The organism is Cupriavidus sp. CER-90 (assembly GCF_057652055.1).
Map to the genome: position 1 here is coordinate 2,206,180 of NZ_JBYGYM010000001.1, position 23,601 is coordinate 2,229,780.

General features: G+C 67.0%; 19 protein-coding genes. 6 read left to right on the forward strand and 13 right to left on the reverse strand.

Annotated elements, in window-relative coordinates; translation table 11 throughout:
* Window positions 1-106 precede the first annotated feature (106 nt).
* Together AC24R4_RS09730 and hpnN are read right to left on the reverse strand one after the other, a co-directional pair.
* Window positions 107-985, reverse strand: coding sequence for an MlaA family lipoprotein (locus AC24R4_RS09730; RefSeq protein ID WP_487522853.1), 879 nt, complete (start codon window positions 983-985; stop codon window positions 107-109).
* Between the two features lie 97 nt (window positions 986-1,082).
* Window positions 1,083-3,809 carry a hopanoid transporter HpnN gene (gene hpnN, locus AC24R4_RS09735; RefSeq protein WP_400393786.1) on the reverse strand — a complete coding sequence of 909 codons (2,727 nt, stop codon included), beginning with the start codon at window positions 3,807-3,809 and terminating at the stop codon, window positions 1,083-1,085.
* A gap of 176 nt (window positions 3,810-3,985) precedes the next feature.
* Here hpnN and AC24R4_RS09740 point away from each other — a divergent pair, with 176 nt between their 5' ends.
* Window positions 3,986-4,615 carry an MlaC/ttg2D family ABC transporter substrate-binding protein gene (locus AC24R4_RS09740; protein ID WP_400393784.1) on the forward strand — a complete coding sequence of 210 codons (630 nt, stop codon included), beginning with the start codon at window positions 3,986-3,988 and terminating at the stop codon, window positions 4,613-4,615.
* Window positions 4,616-4,723: 108 nt separating this feature from the next.
* Here the strand turns inward: AC24R4_RS09740 and hpnH are convergent, their stop codons facing one another.
* Window positions 4,724-5,890 carry an adenosyl-hopene transferase HpnH gene (gene hpnH / locus AC24R4_RS09745; RefSeq protein WP_400393783.1) on the reverse strand — a complete coding sequence of 389 codons (1,167 nt, stop codon included), beginning with the start codon at window positions 5,888-5,890 and terminating at the stop codon, window positions 4,724-4,726.
* Window positions 5,891-5,923: 33 nt separating this feature from the next.
* Window positions 5,924-6,922 (reverse strand): 4-hydroxy-3-methylbut-2-enyl diphosphate reductase, encoded by a 999-nt coding sequence (gene ispH / locus AC24R4_RS09750; protein ID WP_400393781.1) that lies wholly within the window; start codon window positions 6,920-6,922, stop codon window positions 5,924-5,926.
* A gap of 238 nt (window positions 6,923-7,160) precedes the next feature.
* Here ispH and hpnA point away from each other — a divergent pair, with 238 nt between their 5' ends.
* Window positions 7,161-8,141 (forward strand): hopanoid-associated sugar epimerase, encoded by a 981-nt coding sequence (hpnA, locus tag AC24R4_RS09755; RefSeq protein WP_400393790.1) that lies wholly within the window; start codon window positions 7,161-7,163, stop codon window positions 8,139-8,141.
* 31 nt (window positions 8,142-8,172) lie between these two features.
* Here hpnA and AC24R4_RS09760 read toward each other — a convergent pair whose 3' ends face one another.
* The 4 genes from AC24R4_RS09760 to AC24R4_RS09775 form a co-directional block, all read right to left on the reverse strand.
* The gene (locus AC24R4_RS09760; protein WP_400393780.1) at window positions 8,173-9,318 is read right to left on the reverse strand and encodes a glycosyltransferase; all 1,146 of its coding nucleotides are present in this window, start codon (window positions 9,316-9,318) and stop codon (window positions 8,173-8,175) included.
* A 5-nt stretch (window positions 9,319-9,323) separates the two neighbouring features.
* Window positions 9,324-10,184: a ferritin-like domain-containing protein gene (locus AC24R4_RS09765; protein WP_400393788.1), complete on the reverse strand. Its 861-nt coding sequence runs from the start codon at window positions 10,182-10,184 to the stop codon at window positions 9,324-9,326.
* 320 nt (window positions 10,185-10,504) lie between these two features.
* Window positions 10,505-10,780 (reverse strand): hypothetical protein, encoded by a 276-nt coding sequence (locus AC24R4_RS09770; RefSeq protein WP_487522855.1) that lies wholly within the window; start codon window positions 10,778-10,780, stop codon window positions 10,505-10,507.
* 140 nt (window positions 10,781-10,920) lie between these two features.
* Window positions 10,921-11,175, reverse strand: a complete 255-nt coding sequence (locus tag AC24R4_RS09775; protein ID WP_153949299.1) for a hypothetical protein — start codon at window positions 11,173-11,175, stop codon at window positions 10,921-10,923.
* Window positions 11,176-11,374: 199 nt separating this feature from the next.
* On the opposite strand from AC24R4_RS09775, the gene AC24R4_RS09780 reads away from it, so the two are divergent.
* Complete coding sequence (locus tag AC24R4_RS09780) at window positions 11,375-12,496, forward strand: AGE family epimerase/isomerase (protein ID WP_487522856.1); 1,122 nt, start codon at window positions 11,375-11,377, stop codon at window positions 12,494-12,496.
* Between the two features lie 57 nt (window positions 12,497-12,553).
* Here the strand turns inward: AC24R4_RS09780 and AC24R4_RS09785 are convergent, their stop codons facing one another.
* Window positions 12,554-13,408, reverse strand: coding sequence for a LysR family transcriptional regulator (locus AC24R4_RS09785; RefSeq protein ID WP_400396273.1), 855 nt, complete (start codon window positions 13,406-13,408; stop codon window positions 12,554-12,556).
* 131 nt (window positions 13,409-13,539) lie between these two features.
* Here AC24R4_RS09785 and mdtD point away from each other — a divergent pair, with 131 nt between their 5' ends.
* On the forward strand, window positions 13,540-14,952 hold the full coding sequence (gene mdtD, locus AC24R4_RS09790) for a multidrug transporter subunit MdtD (protein WP_400396274.1): 1,413 nt from the start codon (window positions 13,540-13,542) through the stop codon (window positions 14,950-14,952).
* A 15-nt stretch (window positions 14,953-14,967) separates the two neighbouring features.
* Here mdtD and AC24R4_RS09795 read toward each other — a convergent pair whose 3' ends face one another.
* The 4 genes from AC24R4_RS09795 to AC24R4_RS09810 all read right to left on the reverse strand — a co-directional run bounded on the left by AC24R4_RS09795 (window position 14,968) and on the right by AC24R4_RS09810 (window position 17,763).
* Window positions 14,968-16,134 (reverse strand): AAA family ATPase, encoded by a 1,167-nt coding sequence (locus AC24R4_RS09795; protein ID WP_487522857.1) that lies wholly within the window; start codon window positions 16,132-16,134, stop codon window positions 14,968-14,970.
* A gap of 101 nt (window positions 16,135-16,235) precedes the next feature.
* Entirely contained in the window at window positions 16,236-16,607 is a 372-nt protein-coding gene (locus tag AC24R4_RS09800) for a hypothetical protein (protein ID WP_487522858.1), read from the reverse strand.
* Between the two features lie 94 nt (window positions 16,608-16,701).
* Window positions 16,702-17,373, reverse strand: coding sequence for an alpha/beta hydrolase (locus AC24R4_RS09805; protein WP_487522859.1), 672 nt, complete (start codon window positions 17,371-17,373; stop codon window positions 16,702-16,704).
* Window positions 17,374-17,460: 87 nt separating this feature from the next.
* Entirely contained in the window at window positions 17,461-17,763 is a 303-nt protein-coding gene (locus AC24R4_RS09810) for a hypothetical protein (protein WP_400397355.1), read from the reverse strand.
* A gap of 488 nt (window positions 17,764-18,251) precedes the next feature.
* Here AC24R4_RS09810 and AC24R4_RS09815 point away from each other — a divergent pair, with 488 nt between their 5' ends.
* Both AC24R4_RS09815 and cobW read left to right on the forward strand, forming a co-directional pair.
* The gene (locus AC24R4_RS09815; protein WP_487522860.1) at window positions 18,252-22,250 is read left to right on the forward strand and encodes a cobaltochelatase subunit CobN; all 3,999 of its coding nucleotides are present in this window, start codon (window positions 18,252-18,254) and stop codon (window positions 22,248-22,250) included.
* A 272-nt stretch (window positions 22,251-22,522) separates the two neighbouring features.
* Complete coding sequence (cobW, locus tag AC24R4_RS09820) at window positions 22,523-23,587, forward strand: cobalamin biosynthesis protein CobW (protein WP_400393971.1); 1,065 nt, start codon at window positions 22,523-22,525, stop codon at window positions 23,585-23,587.
* Window positions 23,588-23,601 lie beyond the last annotated feature (14 nt).

Consider the following 23,601-nt stretch of genomic DNA (forward strand, 5'->3'; position numbering starts at 1 on the left):
CCTTTTTGAAGAAATTGCCTACGATCTGTCGGGCCACGGACACCGCATCCGTGGTCTTGCTGCCCACGCCGTGCCCCGGCGTGGGCGTTTTTTTTGCAGGCGGCGCTTACTTGGCCATGCCCGGTGCCGGGGCCGGCGTGGCCGGGGTCTCGGGTTTGGTCGATGTGTCGGGCTTGGCCTCGCCTTCCGGGGTCTTGGGCGCTGCCTTGCCTCCCGGTGCGGACGGCGAAGATTCCTCGTCCTCGTCATACGTCGGCAGCGTGTCGCCGCCGCCGGTCAGCAGGTACTGGCGGCGCTGCGTGTAGGCGTCGCGCACGAAGGCGTACTTGTCCAGCGCAGCCTGCGACAGCAGATCGGTGGCGCCCAGCATGTTGGTGCGGGTGTTCACGACGTTGAGGCCGAACATCGAATAGCGCCAGGCCGTATCGAAGTAGTGGGCCGGGTCCAGGAAGATGCTGCCCGCCACGCCCACGCCGTCACGGATCGAACTGGGGCCGAACAGCGGCAGCACCAGGTATGGGCCGGCCGGCACGCCCCAGGTGCCCAGCGTCAGGCCGAAGTCCGTGGAATGGCGCGGCATGCCGGCCGCCGTGGCGACGTCGATCAGGCCGCCGATACCCAGCACCGTGTTGACCGCCACGCGCATCATCGTTTCCACCGCTTCCACGGGCTTGCCCTGGAGCACGTTGTTGGCGAAGTTGCCGACGTCCGAGAAGTTGTTGAAGAAGTTGGTGACGGCCAGCCGTGCCGGTTCCGGCGTGACGGCCTTGTAGCCCTTGGCCAGCGGCTGGGCCACGTAGGTGTCGGCCTTGTCGTTGACCGTGAAGACGGCCCGGTTCATCGGCTCCAGCGGGTCCGCCGGATTGGCATTGGGGCCTGTGGCGCAGCCGGTGGCCAGCAGGGTCAGCGATGCGGCGGCCAGGGCGGTGGCAAGCCGGGGCGATGCAGGCGCCGCGGCGCGCAGGAGCGAAAGACGGGAGAGCATGTCGAGACAGTCTTTTTCGTTTCTTGTGATGTGGGGACGGCGCACCCGGCAGCGCCGGGACACGTCCGTCCGAACTGCGCCGGTGGGCGCCCCGGGGCTACCGCCGGGACTTGCCAGCGTCCGACCCTGAAGATTTATCGGCAGATTGTGCCATGGTCGTAGCCACCGTGAGAGGGGGAAGCGACGGTCCCAGCGGTTCCGCACGGCCGTTCAGTTCGCGGCGCGGGCGGCCCATCAGGATCGGCTGGAAGAATACGGCACCGGCCAGGGTGCAGATCAGCGCCAGCGCCAGCAGCTTGCCCATGCTGGCCGTGCCGGGGTGATGCGACAGCCAGAGGCTGCCGAAGGCCGTGGCCGTGGTGCCGGCGCTGTACAGCACCGCGTGCGTGAGGCTGGACTGCAGCAGCTTGGTCTTGCCGTGGCGCCAGGCGATCACGTAGTAGATCTTGAACGCCACGCCGATGCCCAGCAGCAGCGGCAGGGCGATGATGTTGGCAAAGTTCAGCGAGATGCCGAGCACGACGCACAGCTCCAGCGTGACCAGCCCCGACACCAGCAGCGGGATCAGGGTCCGCAGCACGTCGCCGACGCGGCGCAGGGTGATCCAGAGCAGCACCGTGATCGACAGCACCGCCCAGATGCCGGCATGGATGAAGGCGTTCATGATGGTATCGGCCGATCCCTTGATGGCGATCGGGCCGCCCGTGGCGTCAGGCTGCACGCGGGCCATCACGGCAATGAACTTGCTCAGCGCCGCCTCGCGGGCGGCTTCGTTCTTCGCGCCGGGCGGCGGCAGTTTCGGGCTCACATTGACCAGCGCCTGCCCATTCGGCGCGAGCCAGTCGCGCGCCAGTTCGGGCGGCAGCGTCTGTTGCGACACCGGTTCGGGCTGCAGCGCGTTCTTCAGCGAGCCCAGCGCCAGGCGCAGCGGCAGCGCCACGGCCAGCTCGGCGCGGTCGCGCACGGCGGGCGTCGCGTCGGCAAGCTGCTTGAGGGCGCGCGACAGATGTTCGGCCGATTCGGCGCCCGGGCCGGGGTGATCGAGCGCGGCCAGCGACAGCTGGCGCGACGCATTGCGCAGCGACGCCACGCGCAGCGCGTCGGTGGCCGGCGTGGCGGTCGGCTGCGTCAGCACCGGCATCAGGCTCTTGGCCATGCCGGCGATGATGGCCAGCTTGGGGGCCTGATCGTCGGGAATGAAGGTCTTCAGCGTGACCACGCGCGCCACCTCGGGCAGGGCCTTGAGCTTCGTGGCGGTGGCTTCGGCATCCTTCAGCGTGGGCGCCAGCACCTTGATGTCGTCGGTGCCGGCCTGCGGCGCGTCCTTCAGCGCCAGCAGCGTGGACATCGATTCCGAATGCGGATCCTTCAGGTGCAGCGGGTCGAAGTCGAAGCGCAGGTGCGGCAGCAGCGGGGCGCCGCCGATCAGCACGGCCAGCACGCCGACCAGCGTGCCCTTGCGATGGCGCTCGAAAAACGCGTCGGCGGGCGCCAGCCAGCCAAAGCCGGGCATTTCTTCCTCGGCGCGCGGCGCCAGCACGCGGATCAGCGCCGGCAGCATCGTGAACGTGGTGGCGAAGGCGATGAACATGCCCACGCCGGCAATCTTGCCCAGTTCGGCCACGCCGCGGTAATCGGTGGGCAGGAAGCAGAAGAAGGCCGCCGCCGTGGCGGCTGCGGCCAGCGTCAACGGGCCGGCCACGTCGCGGGCAGCCAGCGTCAGGGCCTGGTCCAGGTCGCCGTGGTCGTGCCGTTCGGCACGATAGCGCACACCGAACTGGATGCCGAAGTCCACGCCCAGGCCCACGAACAGCACCGCGAAAGCCACCGAGATCATGTTCAGCGCGCCGACCATCATCAGGCCCAGCGCGGCGGTCATGATCAGGCCCGAGAGCAGGCTCACCAGCACGGCCGTGATCAGGCGGGCGGAGCGCAGTGCCATCCACAGGATGCCGATCACCACGATCAGCGTCAGCACGCCGTTGAGCACGGCGCCTTCGCTGACCGAGGCAAATTCGTCGTCGGCCAGCGGCTGCGGGCCGGTCAGCCGCACCACGGCGTTGTAGCGTTCGGTCAGCTTCAGCTGCGTGGCGGCGGCGCGGATGGCATCGCTGGCGCCCGAGCCGGCCTTGAGGTCGCTGAAGTCCAGCACCGGCGACAGCGTGACGAAGCTGAACGCGCGGCCGTCGGCATTGGGTTTGAGGCTGTCGTCGACCAGCCCTGCCCATGACAGCGCCACGGGCTTGTTGGCCAGCACGCCGTCGATGGTGCGGGCGCTTTCGCCCAGCAGCCGGTCCATGTCGGACAGCTTGATCTGGCCAAGCTGCAGCGGCAGGTTCAGCGTGGTGGTGAGCAGGTCGGACAGGCCGCGCAGCGTGGGGTCGTGCGCCAGGTTGTTCAGCAGCGGCCGGGCCTGGCCGAGCTTGCCGGCCATGTCCTGGACGCTGGCGGTATCGGCAAACAGCAGGCCATTACGTTCGAAGAACGGGCCCGAGCCGGGCTGGCCGACGGCCTTGAAGCGGTTGGGCTGCTGGCGCAGCGCGTCGGCCAGTTCGTTGGCGGCGGCGTCGGCCAGTTCCTTGGCCGGGGCCTGCACGACGGCCAGGATCATCTTGTCGCGCTGCGGGAACGCTTCGCTGATGGCGGCGTCGTTCTTCGCCCACGGGGCGTCCGATTCCAGCAGGCGGCTGATGTCGGTGTTGATGGCGAAATTGCGAGCAACATAGACGCCGCTGCCGAGGGTGAGCAGCAGGGCGATGCCGATCACGAGCCAGGCGTGAACGGTGGCGAATTTGACGGTGCGAACCAGCAGCGGTCTGATCATGAGTCCTGTATCTTCAGCGCCCGATGCGGCGGGGGCGCATGGGCGGCACCCGGAGTATAGCGGTTGAAGCGGGGCATTCCGCACCCGCCGCCACGCGCGCCTGGCAGCGAGGCAACATCGCGATCCGCTATATACTGGCCCGACTGGCCAACCCGGCCGTATTGCTTCGATGAGTCATGAACCGTTACGGAATCCTTCCCGCCGCCATCATCGCGCCGATCGCCGCGGTGGTCGTCGTGTCTGCCGCGCATGCGCAGGTCAATACCAGCGCCGCGCCGGACAAGCTCGTGCAGTCCGCCGTCGAAGGCGTGATCACGAAGATCAAGTCCGATCCTGAAACCCGCGCCGGCGATCTTGCAAAAATTACCGCCGTCGTCCAGCGCGAATTCCTTCCCTACACCGATTTTGGCCGCACCACGCGGCTGGCGGTCGGCAATGCCTGGAAGCAGGCCACTCCAGAGCAGCAAAAAACGCTCCAGGAACAGTTCACGGCACTGCTGGTGCGCAGCTATGCGGTGTCGCTGTCGCAACTGCGCGAACAGAGCCCGAAGTTCTCGTACAAGCCCGCCAAGTCTGGCAATAACGCCAGTGACGCGGTCGTGGCGACGCGTGTGATGAATAACGGCGACGAAATGCTGATCGACTACCGTCTGCAGAAGGGCGCCGACGGCTGGAAAATCTACGACATCAACATGATGGGCGCCTGGCTGATCGAGGTGTATCGCAAGCAGTTCGCGGACATCGTGGCGCGCGACGGCATCGACGGGCTGATCAAGTACCTGAACAGTCACAACGCGCGCGCCTAACCGGCAGGCGCCGGGCACCCGCCATAAAAAAACCGGGCCTGGTCGCCCAGTCCCGGTTTTTCTTCAAACGGCCGCCGATCGAGATCGGGCGGCCGTTTTTCATGGTGCTCAGTGAACCTGGGCGGCCTGCACGGCCTCGGCGCGGCTGCCCTGCGCCTTCTTCAGGTTGCCGATCTCGGCCAGCTTGATCTCCACGTGGCGCGAGAACACGTATTCGGCGGGGCGCTGCTTGTCCAGCGGGATATCCGGGGCCATCGGGCCGTCGGTCTTCACGCCGCGCAGGCTCACGCCCAGCGCCTTGAGCGGGTGCGAGAACGTGTCGGCCACGGCCGTCGCCTCGAAACCGCTGTGCACCATGCAGTTGGCGCACTTTTCGTAGTTGCCAACGCCGTAGGCGTCCCAGTCGGTGCCTTCCATCAGTTCCTTGAAGGTCTTCACATAGCCTTCGCCGACCAGGTAGCACGGACGCTGCCAGCCGAACACGGTGCGTGCCGGGTTGCCCCACGGCGTGCACTTGTAGGTCTGGTTGCCGGCCAGGAAGTCCAGGAACATCGTCGACTGGCTGAACGCCCACTTCTTGCCGGCGTTGCCGCGCGCCAGGATGTCGCGGAACAGTTGCTTGGTCTTGCCGCGGTGCAGGAAGTGCTGCTGGTCCGGCGCGCGCTCGTAGGCATAGCCCGGCGACACCGTGATGCCGTCGACGCCCATCGCCTTGACCGAGTCGAAGAACTGGGCCACGCGGTCCGGCTTGGCATCGTTGAACAGCGTGCAGTTGATGTTGACGCGGAAGCCACGTTCCTTGGCCATGCGGATGGCTTCGACGCAGCGGTCGTACACGCCTTCCTGGTTTACCGAGTGATCGTGCATCTCGCGGTCGCCGTCCAGGTGGATCGACCACACGAAATACGGGCTCGGCTGGTACTGCTCGATCTTCTTTTCCAGCAGCAGGGCGTTGGTGCACAGGTAGACGAAACGCTTGCGGGCGATGATGCCACGCACGATTTCCGGCATGTCCTTGTGCAGCAGCGGCTCGCCGCCGGCGATCGACACCACGGGGGCGCCGCATTCGTCGACCGCTTCCAGGCATTCCTGCACCGACAGGCGCTGGTTCAGGATGGGGTCCGGATAGTCGATCTTGCCGCAGCCGGAGCAGGCCAGGTTGCAGCGGAACAGGGGTTCGAGCATCAGGGCCAGCGGGTAACGCTTTTGCCCGGACAGATGCTTGCGTGCGATGTAGGCGCCTACGCGGGCGACCTGGAGAAACGGAATGGCCAAGGGGGTGCTTCCTGTCAGGTTCAGTGTGTCGGTTCAGCCGGCCGCCGTCTGGCCGGCAAGCTGGGCGTCACTGATATCAGTTGTTCTTCTGGCCCCTGGGGCCAGCGTTGCATCGGCTAGTTCAGCCGGCAGGCGGAATTCGGCATGTTCCTCGATGCCTTCCATGACCGATACGTTGACCGGACCAAGGCGTCGCAGGGCGGCAATGACGTCTTCCACCATGTCTTCGGGTGCCGAAGCACCCGCGGTAATGCCAACCACGTCGGCGTTGCGGACCCAGGCCGGGTCCAGTTCGCTGCCGTCGGCAATCAGGTAACTCGGCACGCCACTTTCCGTGCCGATTTCGCGCAGCCGGTTCGAATTCGAACTGTTGGTGGCCCCGATCACGAGAATGACATCCACGCGCTCGGATAATTCCCGTACCGCACTTTGCCGATTTTGCGTGGCATAGCAGATATCGCGCGTGCTGGGCCCCACCAGATCGGAAAAACGCCGGTGGAGCGCCGCAATGATATTACGGGTGTCGTCCACGGACAACGTGGTCTGGGTGATATATGCCACAGGTGCGTCGGCCGGCAGGTCCAGCGCGGCCACTTCGGCCTCGTCCTGCACCAGCAGCACCTTGCCCGGAATCTGGCCCATCGTGCCTTCCACCTCGGGGTGGCCGGCGTGGCCGATCAGGATCACATGGCGGCCGGCGGCGGCGTACTGGCGGCCCTGGTTATGGACCTTGATCACCAGCGGGCAGGTGGCGTCGATCGCGTGCAGATCGCGGCGCTGTGCCTCGGCGATCACACTGCGGGCCACGCCGTGGGCGCTGAAGATGGTGACCGCGTCACCCGGCACTTCGTCGAGTTCCTCGACGAAGCGCGCGCCTTTTTTCCGCAACGATTCCACCACATGCTTGTTGTGGACAATTTCGTGGCGAACATAGACGGGAGCGCCGTGCTTGATCAGGGCACGGTCCACGATCTCGATCGCACGGACCACGCCCGCGCAAAAGCCCCTGGGTTTGGCAAGGATCACCTGCATGGAGACGGCCCCCCGACCCTCTTGTGAAGATTCGAAGACATCAGTTATTTTGGTATTCCGGCATCACTTTTCCGGTTCACGGTAGGTACTATATACCGGGTCGGATTTTCATGCCGCCGCGTTGGCTGTTGCCAACAGGGTCATTCCGGTGAAAATGCCGCCCTGCGTCTTGGTATAACGGCGGATTCTCGTTCAACGCGTCCGCAACGCCCATAGGGGATTTGAAATTCACAATTGCATTCTCGTGACAGGGGCTTCGGGCTTCCTGGGTTCATCGGTCATGCGCCAGGCGCTGGAGCGCGGCTTCCAGGTGCGGGTGCTGGTCCGTGCCACCAGCCCGCGCGCCAACCTGGCCGGGCTGCCGGTAGAGGTCGTGGAAGGCGACATGCGCGATCCGGCGTCCATGGCGCGCGCCATGGCCGGCGTCCGCTATCTGTTCCATGTGGCGGCCGATTACCGCCTGTGGGCGCCCGATCCCGAGGAAATCGTCCGTTCCAACGTGGACGGCACGGTCACGACGATGAACGCGGCGCGGGACGCTGGCGTCGAGCGCATCGTCTATACCAGCAGCGTCGCCACGCTGCGGGTGGCCGGCGCCACCGGTCCGGTGGACGAGACCGCCGCCATGGCGGGCCACGAGGCCATCGGCGCCTACAAGCGCAGCAAGGTACTGGCCGAGCGCGAGGTGGAGCGGCTGGTGGCCGAGGGGCTGCCCGCCGTGATCGTGAATCCGTCCACGCCGATCGGCCCACGTGACGTACGCCCCACACCGACGGGCCGGATCATCGTCGAGGCGGCCACGGGAAAAATCCCGGCATTCGTCGATACCGGCCTGAACCTGGCCCACGTCGACGATGTGGCGAACGGTCATTTCCTGGCGCTGGACAAAGGCCGCATCGGCGAACGCTACATTCTTGGCGGCCAGGACGTGCTGCTGCGGCAGATGCTGGCGGACATCGCCGGCATGGCCGGGCGCAAGGCGCCGACCATCGAACTGCCGCGCTGGCCGCTGTACCCGATTGCCCGGGTGGCCGAAGCCGTGGCGCAATTCACGAAAAAGGAGCCGTTCGTGACCGTTGACGGCCTGAAGATGTCGCAATACCGGATGTTCTTCACGTCGGCCAAGGCCGAGAGCGAGCTGGGCTATACCGCGCGCCCATACCAGGAGGCGCTACGCGATGCGCTGCACTGGTTCCGCGATAACGGCTACTTGAAGTAACCGGCCCGGCGCGGCCCAGCCGCCAGGGTGCTCAGGAGCGGACGGGCGCCTGGTTGCGGCCCTTCCACTGACCGCCCCGGCGCAGATAGAAACGGCGCGCCGAATCGAGCGTGGCGCCCAGATAGAACAGCGCCGTCAGCGGCAGCAACGGTGCCAGCCATGCCGGCTGCCGGTACTCGCGCAGCATGGGACGGTAGCTGATCGCCATCAGGACCCAGGCCAGCCAGGCTGGCCATGCCGCTGCGCCGCCGGCGAGCGCCAGCACGGGCGGCGCCAGATAGGTCAGGATCATGCCCAGCGTGGCACCCGCCAGCATCAGCGGCGAATAGTGGAGCTGCGTATAGGCACTGCGCGCAATCATGTTCCACAGGCTTTGCCAGTCGTCATACGGGCGCAGCGACACGCTGTCGTCGGCCAGGTCCAGCCGGATGGAGCCGCCTGCCTTGATCTTCGCCGCCAGGCTGCAGTCGTCGATCAGCTCGCCGCGGATCGCTGCAAAGTCGCCGATCCGGGCCAGTGCCGAACGCCGCGCCAGCATGCAGCCGCCGGCCGCGCCAGCCACCTTGCTGCGCGGGTCGGCGACGCGCTGAAACGGGTAAAGTTTGGCGAAATAGAAGACAAAAGCCGGCACGATCATCCGTTCCCACCACGATTCGCAGCGCAGGCGCACCATCAGGGATGTCAGGTCGCGCTGCTCGTGTTCGGCGCGGGCAACCAGTTCGCGCACGGTGTGCGGGCCGTGCCAGATGTCGGCGTCCGTCAGGAACACGAAGGCGGCGTCGGGCATGCGCTGGTCGGCAGCGGCCAGCCCCTCGGACTGCGCCCAGACCTTGCCGCTCCAGCCGGCGGGCAGGTCGCGCGCGCCGATCACCGTCAACGCTTCGCCCTTGCCGATGGAAACGGCGGCGGCCCGGGCGATATCGGCCGTGCCGTCGGTGCTGTGGTCGTCCACCACGACGAGCTGCAGGCGGCCAGGATATTGCTGGCTCAGTACCCCGGTCACGGCGCGGGCAATCACATCGGCTTCGTTGCGGGCCGGAATCACGCCGATCACGGGCGGCCAGTGGGCCGGTTGAGGGGAGGGGGCGGGTTTGCGCACGCGCCAGAATCCGGCGCGGGCGAATACCAGGACGCACCAGACCACCAGGGTCAGCAGGGACAATCCGAACAGCAGCATGGGTCTTATTTGATGAATCGCCGCGCCAGGCGGGCCAGCCTGGGCACGGTGGTGGGCCGGACAAGGCGCGCATCATACCCCGCCATGCGCCGTTCGTTCTCGGCCAGGCACAGATCGATCATGGCGCCCGCCGACAGCGTCTGGCCCAGCGATCCGGCGGCGTTCATCGGAAAATTGGCATCCTGCGCGGTGCCGTCCGCCTTGACGTCGATGCCCTTTGCCAGGCCGATGCGCTCGCGGATCAGGAACAGCCAGACGCGTGCGACCTTGAGCGCGAAGGCCGGGCGGCGCCACCACGGCAGGCTCGCGCGATACCACGCCACCCAGTTGGCAAAAAACAGGATATGACGGCCTTCTTCCTGGATCACCGGCTCGAAGGTCTCCACCAGCTCGGCCGGAAAGAAGCCCGAATCCTTGGCTGCCGCGAACAGGCCGAACGCGGCGAAGCTGTCGATGCACTCGCTGTAGCCGGTGACCAGCCAACCCCATTCGGCGTCGGCGGGCGGCAGGTATTCGGGTTCGGGCGCCAGCGTGATGCCGTACGCCTGTACCAGCTTCGAGAGCACGACCTTGTGGCGCGCTTCCTCGTCGGCATCCATTTCCAGCGCGCTGCGCAGCAGGGCATCCTTCTGGCGGGCGGCAAAGCTATGCACCCGTACCGATGCGCGCCCTTCGGTCTGTACGGCGATATCCCAGATCGGCAGCGAGGTCACGCGCTTGAGCGCGTCGGGTGGCAGTGTTGGCCAGTCGATGACCGACGGCTTGTACGGGTTGTGGGTCTGCAGCAACATGTTGCAGAACATGCGCAGGTGTTCGGCCGAGCCGATGCGCACCGGCCCGTCCAGCGGGTCGGTCCAGTTGCGCATGGCGTGGTCCGCCAAATCGATGGCCGTGCGGGCCACGGTGGCGGCCACGGCAGCGGCGCGGGCCTCACTGGTTTCCGGGATCGACTGGACACGGGCGACGGGCAAGCCGTCTACCGCGCCTTCGATTTCGAATGCTTTCTTCATCGGCGCTCCGGGCAGGGATAGCGGCAGTCATTGTATCCAGCCGAAGCGGTTGGTGCAGGATTGTGTCGAAAAAGACAGTCCAGCCGGCCAGCCAGTGGGCGCGGTCGTTGACGGGCGGTAAGCGCTGTGTGCCAGGCCGGCGCAATGCCGGCCATGGGCCCTGGATGCAGCGCCGCTCAGCGTGCGTGGTGCGCGCGTTGCGGCCGCGGTGGTTGGCGATGCCAATCCTGTGCGATATCCGGGAAGACATCGCACTCGCCGCGAACGATGTTCTCGATCGTGGCGCAAATCCCCTCGGTGCCACGTGGCCCGACGCAGACAAGGCTGCGCGGGGTATCCGAATGGGCCGGAATGGCGTACACATGCATCCCCTCGCGATAGAGGGGATGCTGGGTCAGCCGCTCGTTCAGGATTTCGACAAAGCGGTTGGGGCTAACGGTCGGCTTGTCCATCGCTTTTCTCCCTACGGGCTTCCAGCCTATGGCGGGCACCGGCCATGTTCAAGGGGCTCAGCGGCGCTTCAAGCGCCTATTGGGTCGCATCGTCACGTAATGTCACGCATATTCACGCATTGCAACCACGTTTGGTTCGGCTAGTGTCGGGTGCCGGCGACTTCGTCCGTGGTGCGCCGGCCGTCGAGCATGCCATTGCCGGCGACCCAGCAGGCGGCTTCGGCTTCGGCGTGCGACGGGTAGTCGGTCTGCGCCTCGATGGTGCTGTCGCAGTCGGCGCCGCCGCATTTTTCCTCGACGATGATGCGCCAGGTGTAGCGTCCCGGCGGGTCTTCCATGACATGCATGACCAGGGTGCGGCGCTGGTCGGACAGGGACATCGGATGGGTCTGCATAACGGTACTCCGGTGATTCACCACCAGGCAGGGGCCCCGGTGGACTTTCAACATAGCACCGCACCGCGCCATTTCCAGCAGGAAATGCCGCAGTGCGGCGTCCGCGGCCTATGCTGGGGGCATCGGTCCTGATATCGTGTGCGGCCTTGGGTTCCCGGGGGCCATGTCGCGCCCGGGGACGGCAGACCGGACCTCTACCATGCCTGTTTCCACGACCCTTACCGACCGCATTGCCGCGCTGCTGGCGCATTTCGATACCGCCGTCCTGCCGTCCTGGACCGGGCCGGGCTGGAATCCGTCGATGGCGCTCGCGCACGAGGCGCTGGACGGCGTGTCCGGCCAGCCGTTGCCCGACAAGCGCTACCGCGCCATGGCCTGCGCGCGCCAGCTCTATGTCTTTGCGACGATGGGCAATCTGCCGCACGCGGCCACGCTGTTCAAATCGCTGATTCGCCATTTTGGCGATGGCGCCGGGGGGTGGATCTACAGCATCGACGCGCAGGGTGCGCCGCTGGATGCCACGCGCGACCTGTATACCTACGCCTTCGTGGTATTCGCCTGCGCGCATTACCACCGGGCCAGTGGCGACGCCGCGGCGCTGGAGACCATGCAACGCACCATCGCCGTGATCGAGGCGCGCTTTGCCGACGGCAACGGTCTCTATCACGCGGCACTGGCGCAGAACTTCGGGCCCAACGAAAGCGGTGTGCTGCAGAACCCGATCATGCACCTGACCGAGGCCTATCTGGCGGCGCTGGATATCACCGGCGATGCCTGGATGGCCCAGCGGCTGAAGACGCTGGCCGATGCCGTCCACGTCCGGTTTGTCGACCCGGCCAACGGTTGCGTTGCCGAACTGCCGCAGGGCACGCCGGGCAACCGGATCGAGCCCGGCCATCAGTTCGAGTGGTATTCGCTGGTCATGACGGCCCCGGCGCTGTTTGCCGATGGCCCGCTGGCCGCATCGCTGCCGCAGGCCTTTGCGTTCGCCCGCCGCCATGGCGTGGCGGATGCCACATTGGGCGTGTGCGCCGCGCTCGACGGCCACGGCGCGTTGCAGGACCCCACCGAGCGGATCTGGGCCCAGACCGAATTCGCCCGCGCGTTGATGGTCAAGGCTCGGGCGGACCAGGACGCGGCGGCGCTGGCCGAACTGGAAACCTGGATCGACCGGTTCCGCGCACGCTTCCTGCACGCGCGCGGCTGGCACGAGTGCCTGGCGCCGGACGGCGCCGTCATCCGGGCCGAAATGCCGTCCACCACGCCGTACCACCTGCTGACGGCCTGGCAGGCGCTGCGCACGCTGCTTCCGGCGGCCTGACCCGCCGGCCGACTGGTGCGGCTGGTCCGGCTGGCCGGGGCGGCCGGGCTGGGCGCGTCAGTCCACGCGTGCCCGCAGGTCGCTCTTGCGGATCAGCTGCAGAAGGGTGTCGGCCGGGCGGGACAGGCGCCCCGCGGCCAGCGTGATGAATTCGACATCGGGCAGGGCGGGCAGGGCATCGACATTGACGGGCGGCACCAGTCCGCCACCCGTCAGATTCTGCGCCCGTACCGTGATGCCAAGGCCGCCGCGCGCCGCGGCAATGCAGCCCGAGTGACTGCTGCTAGTGCAGACCACGCGCCAGCGCCAGCCCGCCGTGGCCAGGGTGTCGAGCACCACCGATCGTGTCACGCTGGGCTCGTTGACCAGGATCAGCGGCAGCGGCTGGCCCACATCGACCACGGTGCCGGGCCGCGCCAGCCATTCGAGCTGGCCGCGAAACAGCGGCACGCCACGCCGTTCGCCTTCCCGCCGTTTGCCGATGATCAGGTCCAGCGTGCCGGCTTCGATCCATTCGTACAGCTTGCTGGTCATGCCGATCGTGATTTCCAGTTCCACGTCCGGGTGCGTGGCGCGGAAGGCCGCCAGCACATTGGGCAGCGGCCCTTGCGCCAGGTCTTCGGAACAACCCAGCCGGACGCGACCCTGCAGGCGCGGCGCGCTGAACTGCTGCTCGGCGCGGGCCAGCGATTCCAGGATCAGGCGGGCATGTACCAGCAGCGCCTCGCCATCGGGCGTCAGCGCCAGCGAATGGGTATCGCGCACGAACAGGCGCCGGTTGACGCGCTGTTCCAGCCGGCGGATGTGGTCGCTGACCGACGATTGCGACAGGCCAAGCTGGCGGCCGGCTTCGGTAAAGCTGTGCGCGGTGGCCACCGTGGCGAAGGTGCGGATCCAGACGGGATTGAGCATCGGCGCATTGTCATCGGATTTACCGATGGCAGTCAATAAACCCAGAGGGGTTCCCGATGGGGTGCCGGGTGCGTACCATGCTTGCACGGTCCGGGGCTTCCCGGACTGGCATGACAGCAGGATCTCCCCGAATGCATACCGCCTCCGCCCCCGCCCCCAATCAGGCCGTTTCCCATCAGGCCATGCTGTGGATTGTCTTCGCCGGCTTTTTCATGCAGACGCTGGACACCACGATCGTCAATACCGCGCTGCCATCGATGGCGCACAGCCTGGGCGAAAAGCCGCTCGACCTGAAACCCGTGGTGGTGGCCTATACGCTGACCATGGCGATGTTGACCCCGGCATCGGGCTGGCTGGCCGACAAGTTCGGCACGCGCCGCGTGTACTTCAGCGCCATCCTGATCTTCGTGCTGGGTTCGGTGTTCTGCGCCACGGCGCATACGCTCACGCAGCTGGTGATTGCGCGGGTGCTGCAGGGTGTGGGCGGATCGATGCTGCTGCCGGTCGGCCGGCTGGCCGTGCTGCGCAATATCCCTGGCGAGCAGTACATCGCCGCGCTGGCGTTCGTGTCGATTGCCGGGCAGGTCGGGCCGATCTTCGGGCCGGTGCTGGGCGGCTGGCTGGTCCAGAGCGCGTCGTGGCACTGGATCTTCCTGATCAACGTGCCGGTCGGGCTGGTGGGACTTTTCGCGGTGCGCCGCTACCTGCCGGCGGGCGAAGCCGGTGTGGCGCCGCCGTTCGACTGGCTTGGCTGCGGTCTGCTGTCGCTATGCATGGTCACGTTCTCGCTGGCGCTCGAAAACGGCGCGCATAGCCCGTGGAGTGCCTTGCTGGCTGCCATCAGCATCGGCAGCGCGCTGCTCTATATCCCCCATGCGCGCCGGCATGCCACGCCGCTGTTCCGGCTGGCGCTGTTCCGAGAGCCCAACTTCAGCGTGGGCCTGATCGGCAACCTGGTCTGCCGGATCGGCTCGGGCGCGGTGCCGTTCCTGCTGCCGCTGCTGTTCCAGCTGCAGCTGGGCTATTCGCCGCTGCACTCCGGCATGATGCTGCTGCCGGTGGCCATTGCCGGCACGATCTCCAAACGCTGGATCGTGCCGCTGGTGAATCGCTTTGGCTACGACACGTTCCTGCTTGTCAACACGGTGATCGTCGGCGCATCCATCGCGTCGTTCTCGGCCATCTCGCCGGGCTGGCCGCTGGCCCTGTCGATCGTGCAGCTGGCCACGTTCGGCGCCGCCAATTCGATGCAGTTCGCGGCGATGAACAGTGTGACGCTGAAGGGCCTGACCCGCGAGGACGCCGGCAGCGGCAACAGCCTGTTCTCGATGGTCCAGATGCTGGCCATCGGCCTGGGCGTCACCATCGGCGGCGGCCTCGTCAGTCTGTTCTCGGTGAAGCTTGGCGTCGCGGCGCCGGCCTACCGGCTGGCCTTCCTGTCGGTGGGCGTCATCACGCTGTTCTCCGCCCTGGTGTTCCGCCGGCTCGATGCCGAACGACTGAATCCGAAAAGCGTGAAACGGGCGGCGGTACAGGCGCCGTGACAACTGGACGGGGCCTCAGCCTTCGGACGGCGGCCAGCCGTCACGCTGGCTGAGTTCCTTGAACCATTCGTGCATGGTGGAATCCTGCACGGAATATTCGCCGCGGGCCGATTTCCATACCAGAGCCGGCGACCGGTCCCGCAGGCTTTCCAGCGCCGCCTGGACTTTTTGCGGCGAAACCGTCATGCCGGGGCAGTGCTGGCGGTAGAACGCCAGCGATTCTGCGTCGTAAGGCCGAAACTTGCTGCCGATCGACAGCATCCGTGCCAGCACTGCCTGCTCAAGCGGCTTGAGGCCCAGGTAGTCGGACTTCATCTGTGCCGTGTCCTGTGCTTGCCGTCTGCGGGCGGCGGCAAGCACGCGCAGTTCGAACCGCTCGCCGTGATCGGCTTCGAGCGGATTCAACGATTCGCCGATCGCTGCATGGAAAAACTGTGGCCGATATCCGAAAAGCTGGAACGCTTCGAGCAGCGCGGGCTGATCGACTGGCCGCAACTCGCTGCGTTGCTCCTCGATCAGTGCCGCGACATGCGCCACATAGCTTTTGCCCAAGGTGGGCATCTGGTGGATGGATGAGCCGTAGAAGGGGGCGCTGGTGGCGTTGACCAGCCGTAACAGTTTGTCGCGGTCCGAGCCGGACATGACAAGCATTAGCGCGATAGCCTCGGGCGTGTTCATCTGATCGCGCGCGGACTTCAGTGCGGCCATGGCGGTTTCGCCAGATTCGCTGGTCAGGGCATGCTGCGCTTCGTCGATCAGCAACGCGATGGGCTTGCCCGTTTTCTTGTGCAGCGCCTGGAGAGCCTGCGGCAACGTCGCGCCGTCGATACTGCCCACCCGGGAGGTGTCTATCTTCAGCGTGCCCGCGATGGTGACGCTTTCCAGGCGCGCCTTGCGGGCAGTGCGGGCCACCACGCCCTGATTTTCGGCCAGTGCGTGCGCGATCCCTTCCGCAATCAGCGCGCCGGGGTCCTTCCGCTGGTCTGACCAGAGATCGACGTAGATCACCAGTACGTCCGCCTTTTCAAGGGCCGGGCGCAAGTCGTACTGCAAGAACATCGATTTTCCGGTGCGTCTGGGTGCCGCGAGGAACAGCCCGTTCTGCGCGTCGCCAAATACCGCAAGGCCCTGCAACTGCGCGGCGAGTTCCGAGGCAAGCTCCGGTCTGCTGAAGTAGCGCATCCGTTTATCTTGAATTATCCTGAGTTGGATAATTTATGGAAACGGGAATAAAAGTCAATAATTCGCGTCCGGACGGCGCCGAAAGTGATGCTAAATCGACTTTAATCTTCCGCCCCGTTCTCCCGCAGCATCCGGTCGCATTCGTCCAGCATGTCGTGAGCGAAGGCTGACTGGTAGTTCGGGTCCAGGGCTTCCATCATCTCGTGCGACGCGTACAGACCGGCTTCGCGCGACAGCGTGGCGGCCAGTTGGCGGGCCAGCTGGTCGCTCAGGTCCGACAGCAGGCGCCGCTCGGTCAGCGCCAGCTGCAGCTTCGAGCGCGACAGCCAGTTGCCGGCCAGCGTGGCGCCCTGGGCTTCGGTCATCCATTGGCCGTGTTCGTAGAACGCGGATAGCCGTTCGGCCATCAGCGCGAACATCAGCGCCTTGCGGGTGTTGAAATCGATGCGGGGCGGCGGCGAGACGGGGATCATTGGCGAACATCCTGAAGGGCGGGGCGCGTGATGGTAACGCACCCGGTAGCGTAACCGGTACCGCACCCGGCAACGAAAGCGCCAGAACGGCTTGTCAGCCCAGGCGCGCTTGCAGCCATGTGCCGATATCGGCAATTTCTTCGAGGCAGACCGAATGGGGCATGTTGCCGTACGCATGCCAGGTCACCGGCTGGCCGCGTCCCGTGAGGAAATCGCGGGCGCGGGTGCCCAGGGTCAAGGGCACCACATCGTCGGCCGTGCCATGCGCGGCAAAGATCGGCGTGTTGGCGTTGGCCGGGGTGGCTTCCGCCGCGATCAGTTCGGGCGACGGAATGTAGGTGGACAGCGCGATCACGCCGGCCAGTGTCTGCGGGTGCGTCAGGGCCGTGGTATAGGCAATGGCGCCGCCTTGCGAGAATCCGGCCAGCACGATGTTCGCGGCCGGAATGCCACGCGCGATTTCGCGGGCGATCAGGGCACGGATGGCGTCGCGCGACTGCGCGATGCCCGCCACGTCGGCCTTGCGGCCCGCTTCGTCGAGCGAATAGATGTCGTACCACGCGGGCATGACGTAGCCGCCATTGCAGGTGACGGGGATGGCCGGGGCATGCGGAAAGACAAAACGCACGGCCAGCGTGTCGGGGAGGCCCAGCTCGGGCACCACGGGGACGAAGTCGCTGCCATCCGCCCCAAGCCCATGCATCCAGATCACGGCGTGGGTCGGATTCGGTGCGGTGTCGATTTCAATGGCGGGCAGCAAGCTCATGGCCGTTCCTGTGAATGCGGGAAAGCGGCCAGTATCGCACGGGCGCCGGAGCGTCCGTGCGACGGCTTGTCAGGCTTCCAGGCAGGGTCAGGCGGCCGTGGGAACGATCGGAATCGTGGCCAGGCCAGGGGTGCTGCGGGCGGGCGCCGCCTGCAACTGCGGCGTCTCGGGTTGCGGCGGCGACGCAAAGCGCCGGTCCGCCACGCCTTCCACGCCGGTGGCGTGTACCTCTTCAAGGAAGGCGATCATGTTGCGGTAATAATCGACTTGCATCTGCGCTTCAAGCAGGCGACGTTCTGCCTGGAAAAGCGTCAGCCTCATGTCTTGCAGTTCCTTTTCGGCGATCTTCTCTGGCGTCGGCGGACTGAACAAGTTTGCAAGCGAACGCATGGCAGTTACCTCCCGGGGCTGTCGTACGGCGTGTGAGTCGTTTCGGTTGTGTGCGCGCCATGCGGTCAAATATAGACGATACGGCGCAACGTACACGATGGGTCACCATGCATCATGTGGGCTCCCCCACAAGAATGATTGCCGTCACCCGGATGGTGGGGTAGATTTACCGCCCATCAGCCGGGAGCCGCCTTGGGGCATGTCCCGGCTTTGTCTTTTTTACCTCCGGCCTGATAGCGAACTTGCCGATTGTGGCGAAAGCTGCCGTTTGGGAGCGTTATCCGTATCGGACATGGCTAAAATCTGTCGTCGGTAAAAAAACCACATCCTGTTAGCCCGATGCAACAACCGGTGCAACGCGACACGATGCCGGGGGCGGATACATCACAGCCGTATGACGGGCAGGCCTGGCTGGCGGTTAGAATGCCGCGCCGGCGTCCCATTTTTTCGCCGCGCCCTCCCTCTCCACGCCCCAGTCCGCTTCCGACGTGTCCGCGCTTCCTGCCGCCTGCCGGCGCCTGCTGCCAGCCCTTCTTCACCTGTGCCTGATCCTGCCGATGCTGGCATGGGGTGGGCCGGTGCGCGTGCTGGTGGTGGCGTCGCAAACGCATCTGCTGCCGGCCGCCGCCGAGACATTCCGTGCCGTGCATGGCAACGACGTGGCGGAATTCACCTTTACGACGACCGCACCCGATGCCGGCACGCTGGCGCAGGCCGACGTCATCCAGGCGTGGTTCGTGCCGGCGGCGGTGCTGCGGCAGATGGCGCCCGGCGTACAGCGGGCGCAGTCGCGCGGTGCGCTGGTATCGGCCGCGCCCGCCGACGTGGCCGAAGCTGCCTGGCGCCTCCATACCGACGCCGCGCTGAATGCCGCGATTCAACCGTATTGGGACGCGGGCGGTGCCGACAACCTGGCCGCGGCGCTGGCGGCGGTTGTCGCGGCGCACCAGCGCACCGCCGGCGTGACACCGATCGCCGTGCCGCCGGTCAAGCCGGCGCCGGCGGCCGGCATCTACCATCCGCGCGCACCGCAGCCGTTCGCGTCGCTGGACGCATACCTGCGCTGGTATCGGTCGACGGGGCGTGTGCGCGATGAGGCACCGCTGGTCGGCATCTCGTTCTATGCCACGAACTACCGCCAGCGGGACCTGGCGCACATCGATGCATTGGTCGATGCGCTGGAACGGCAGGGCATCGGCGCCGTGCCGGCGTTCGGCTGGCCGCTGTCGAGTCTCGATGCCTTGCTGACGCAGGACGGCACGACGCCGCTGCGGGCGCTGCTGGCCCTGAACCTGACGATTCCGCGCGCCGAAGACAAGGACTGGCTGGCGCGCCACGGCCTGCATGCCATCAACCTGATGGCCACGCGCGACAGCGCCGCTGCGTGGCACGCCGACGTGCGCGGCATTGCCGGCGAGCGGCTGCCGCTGCTGCTGGGGGCGCCCGAACGCAGCGGCGCCACCGAGCCGGTGCTGTTTGCCACGCAGGAAGACCACGACGGCGCGAAGGCCAGCGCCGCCGTGCCCGAGCGCGTGGACGCGGTGGTCGCGCGCGTGCGGCGCTGGATTGCGCTGCAGGACAAACCGGCTGCGCGCAAGCATGTGGCCGTGCTCTACTACAACAATCCGCCGGGACGCGGCAACATTGGCGCGAGCTATCTGGCGACGCTGCCCACGCTCGCCCAGATCTTGCAGCGGCTGCAGGCCGCTGGCTACGACACCGGGCGCGACATGCCCGACACCGCCACGCTGACCGCGCTGCTGGAAGCCAACGGCCGCAACGTGGAGACGTGGTCGCCCGGCGAACTCGATCGCATGGTGCGCGCCGGGCACGTCAAGCTGGTGCCGCTGACGCAGTACCGCCGCTGGTTCGATACCTTGCCGGCGACGTTCCGCGATGCGGTGGTGCGCGCCTGGGGGCCGCCCGAACGCAACCCGCTGATGCGCGCGCACGATGCCGACGGGGCGCCGGCCTTCGTGGTGCCGGGTCTGTTCTTCGGCAATGTGTTCGTCGGCCCGCAACCGCTGCGTTCCACCTTCGACAGGGCGATGGACGCCGCGCACGACACCATCACGCCGCCGCCGCATTCCTATGTGGCCGCCTACCTGTGGTACCGGCATGTGTTTGGCGCCGACGCCGTGGTGCATGTCGGGCGCCATGGCACCCTGGAATGGCTGCCGGGCAAGCAGGTGGGCCAATCTGGCGACGAGGCTTCCGAAGTCCTGCTGGGCGACCTGCCGAATGCCTATATCTATATCCAGGATGGCGGCGGCGAGGCCATCCAGGCCAGGCGCCGCAGTGCGGCGGTACTGGTGAGCCACCTGGCGCCGCTGCTGGCTGCCGCCGGACAGCCGCCGGCGCTGGCATCGCTGGACGAAGCCATCGAACAGGCCGATGCCACGCAGGACAGCGCGCCCGATCTGTCGGCGCAGTACCGCAGGCAGGCGCTGGAACAGATCCGGACACTGAAGCTGGACCGGCAACTGGGGCTGGACGTCAACGCACCGTGGGACACCATCGAGCCGGTCGTGCATGCCTTCCTGCACAAGGTGGAGGCCGAGCCGATGCCGCTGGGCATCCACGTGCTGGGGCAGATGCCCGCGCCCGCCGATCAGACCGACGCGCTGGCGATGATGCTGGGCGCCCGCACCAGGACCGATCCGGCGCGTTTGCACGCCTGGGCCGCCGATCTGGTGGCCGGCCGCCAACCGGCCCCGGCGGAGGACGTTGGCGACGATGCCCGCCGTGCGCTGGAGGCTGGCCGGCAATGGCTGGCGGACTTGCGTGCATCGCCGCAGGCCGAACTGGATGGGCTGATCACGGTGCTGGCGGGCCGCTATCTGCCCAGCGGGCCATTGGGCGATCCCGTGCGCGTGGCCGACAGCCTGCCAACCGGGCGCAACCTGCACGCTTTCGACGGCGCCCGGATTCCCACGCGCGCCGCGTGGGCGCTGGGCAAGACGATGGCCGGGCAGACGCTGGAACGCTTCCGGCGCGAACACGGCAATTGGCCCGAAACGGTGTCGATGGTGCTCTGGTATGGCGAGACCGAGCGCCATCAGGGCGCCATGGAAGCCGAGGCGCTGTACCTGATGGGCGTGGAGCCGGTGTGGAATGCGCGCGGCAATGTCGAGGACGTGCGGCTGATTCCCGATACCGAACTGGGCCGGCCGCGCGTGAACGTGCTGCTGACCACGTCCGGCATTTACCGCGACGGGTTTGGCGACAAGATCGCGCTGCTGGACAAGGCCGCCCGACTGGCCGCCGCTGCCGGAAATAATGCAATTAGCCGCCATGACCGGGACGTCGCAGCAGAGTTGGCCCGGCAGGGCGTCGGGCCGGAGCAGGCCGGCAGGCTGGCGCGGGCCCGCGTATTCGCGGCGAAACCGGGCAACTACGCGATCGGCGTGCAGCAGATGGTCGAGCAAAGCCGCGACGCCCAGGGGCCGCCCGATGGCCTCGCCCGCCAGTACCTGCGCTATATGAACTTCGCGTATTCGGCCGACGGCTGGGGCGAATCGGCACCGGCGGCGCTGGCCAGCCATCTGAAATCGAACCAGGCCGTGCTGTTCTCGCGCACCAGCACGCTTTACGGGGCGCTGGACAACGACGATACCTACCAGTACGCGGGCGGGCTCACGGCCGCCACGCGGGCGGTCAGCGGCACGGCGCCGCCACTGTGGCTGCACAATCTGCGCCGGGAAGGGCAGACGCAGACCGTCGATGCGCGCACGTGGCTGGCCACCGAGTTGAACGCCCGGCAGTGGAATCCGAAGTGGATCGCCGCGATGCAGCGGTCGGGCTACGCGGGCGCCCGCGAGATGTACAAGGAAGTGGAGCACCTGTACGGTTTCCAGGCGACGGTGCCCGAGCAGATGCCGGGCGCATTCTGGCAGCAGACCTACGACGTCTATGTGGCCGACAAGCTTGGCATGGGCATGGACGCGTTCTTCCGCGCGGCCAATCCGCACGCGCGGCAGGGCATTCTGGCGCGCCTGCTGGAAGTGGATCGCCAGGGCAGCTACCGCTTCACCGATGCCGAGCGCCGCGAACTGCTGCGCCAGTACGCGGCAAGCGTGCAACGCGACGGGCTGTCGTGCACCGCCAACACCTGCGGCAACCCGGTGCTGATGGCGCATGTCGCACGGCAGGGCAAGGCCGCGCGGATCGACATGAGGGCGTTGGGCCGGGAACTGGCCGATGCGATGGTGGGGCCGGCCGGGCAGGGCGCCAAGGCGCGGTCTTCGCCATCGGAGACGAAGGCCGCGCCGGTGCATCCGGTGCCTGCGGCCCCCGCCGTGACTGCCCCGGCTGCCATCGCACAGTCGGACACGGAGCACGTGACAGGCCAGCGGCTGGCGCCACAGGCCGTGGCGGTGTCGGCAGCGCCCGCCGAACGCGCGCGGCACCAGGCATTCGCGCTGATGCTGGCGGCGCTGACGATCGGCGCCGGTGCCATCGCCGCGTGGCGCAGAGGCAGGCGTTAGCGGCCGCCGATGTGCTGTGCCCTCTCCCCCGCCCCTCTCCCGCAGGCGGGAGAGGGGAGAACACCGGCCGGCTTTCAAACGGCTGTGGCTTCGCTCCCCTCTCCCGCGCGCGGGAGAGGGGTTGGGGGAGAGGGCACGGCAAACCAAGTCGCGATCCATCGTGGATGGCATCGCCCGCGCGGCAGAGGGGACATCCCGTCCTCACATGCAAATAGACAGCCCCTTCCGATCTCCGTATCCTGATCGCCTTCGCAAATTCCGCCCGAGCCTCCATGCAAACCTCCAAGATTCCGGCCACCATCGTCACGGGCTTCCTTGGCAGCGGCAAGACCACGCTGCTGCGCCATATCCTCGATCACGCCAATGGCCGCCGCATCGCGGTGATCGTCAACGAATTTGGCGAACTGGGCATCGACGGCGAAATCCTGAAAGGTTGCGGTATCGGCTGCGACGACGCGGGCGAGCCCACGGGCCAGCTGTACGAACTGGCCAACGGCTGCCTGTGCTGCACCGTGCAGGAGGAATTCTTCCCGGTCATGGAGCAGCTGCTGGAGCGGCGCGACCAGATCGACCACGTGCTGATCGAAACGTCGGGCCTGGCGCTGCCCAAGCCGCTGGTGCAGGCCTTCCACTGGCCCAGCATCCGCAATGCCTTCACGGTGGATTCGGTGGTCACCGTGGTCGATGGTCCCGCCGCGGCGGCCGGCCAGTTTGCCGCCAACCCGGTGGCGGTGGACGCGCAACGCCGCGCCGATCCGAACCTGGACCATGAGTCGCCGCTGCATGAACTGTTCGAAGACCAGCTGGCCAGCGCCGACCTGGTGATCCTGAACAAGACCGACCTGATGGACGCCGCGCAGATCGCCAGCGTCGAAGCCCTGGTGCGGCCCGAGATTCCGACCGAGGTCAAGATCGTGCCGGCGCAGGCCGGCAAGCTCGACGTGGGCATGCTGCTGGGCCTGCAGCGCGCGTCGGAAGACACGATTCACCTGCGCCCCGACCATCATGGCAGCGCCGACGACCCCGACCATGCCGATCACCATCACGACGCGTTCGAATCGGTGGTGGTCCATGCCGGCACGGTGGACCGCGATACGCTGGTGGCCGCGCTGCAGAAGCTGGTGGCGGCGCACACGATCTATCGCGTAAAGGGCTTTGCCACGCTGCCGGGCAAGGCCATGCGACTCGTGCTGCATGGCGTGGGCCAGCGTTTCGACAGCTATTTCGATCGCGCGTGGCGTGCCGGCGAGCCGCAGGGCACGCGCGTGGTGCTGATCGGCCAGGAACTCGACGGCGCGGTGCTGCAGGCATCGCTGGATGCCGCGCTGGCGCGCTGACCGCCGACGCAGTC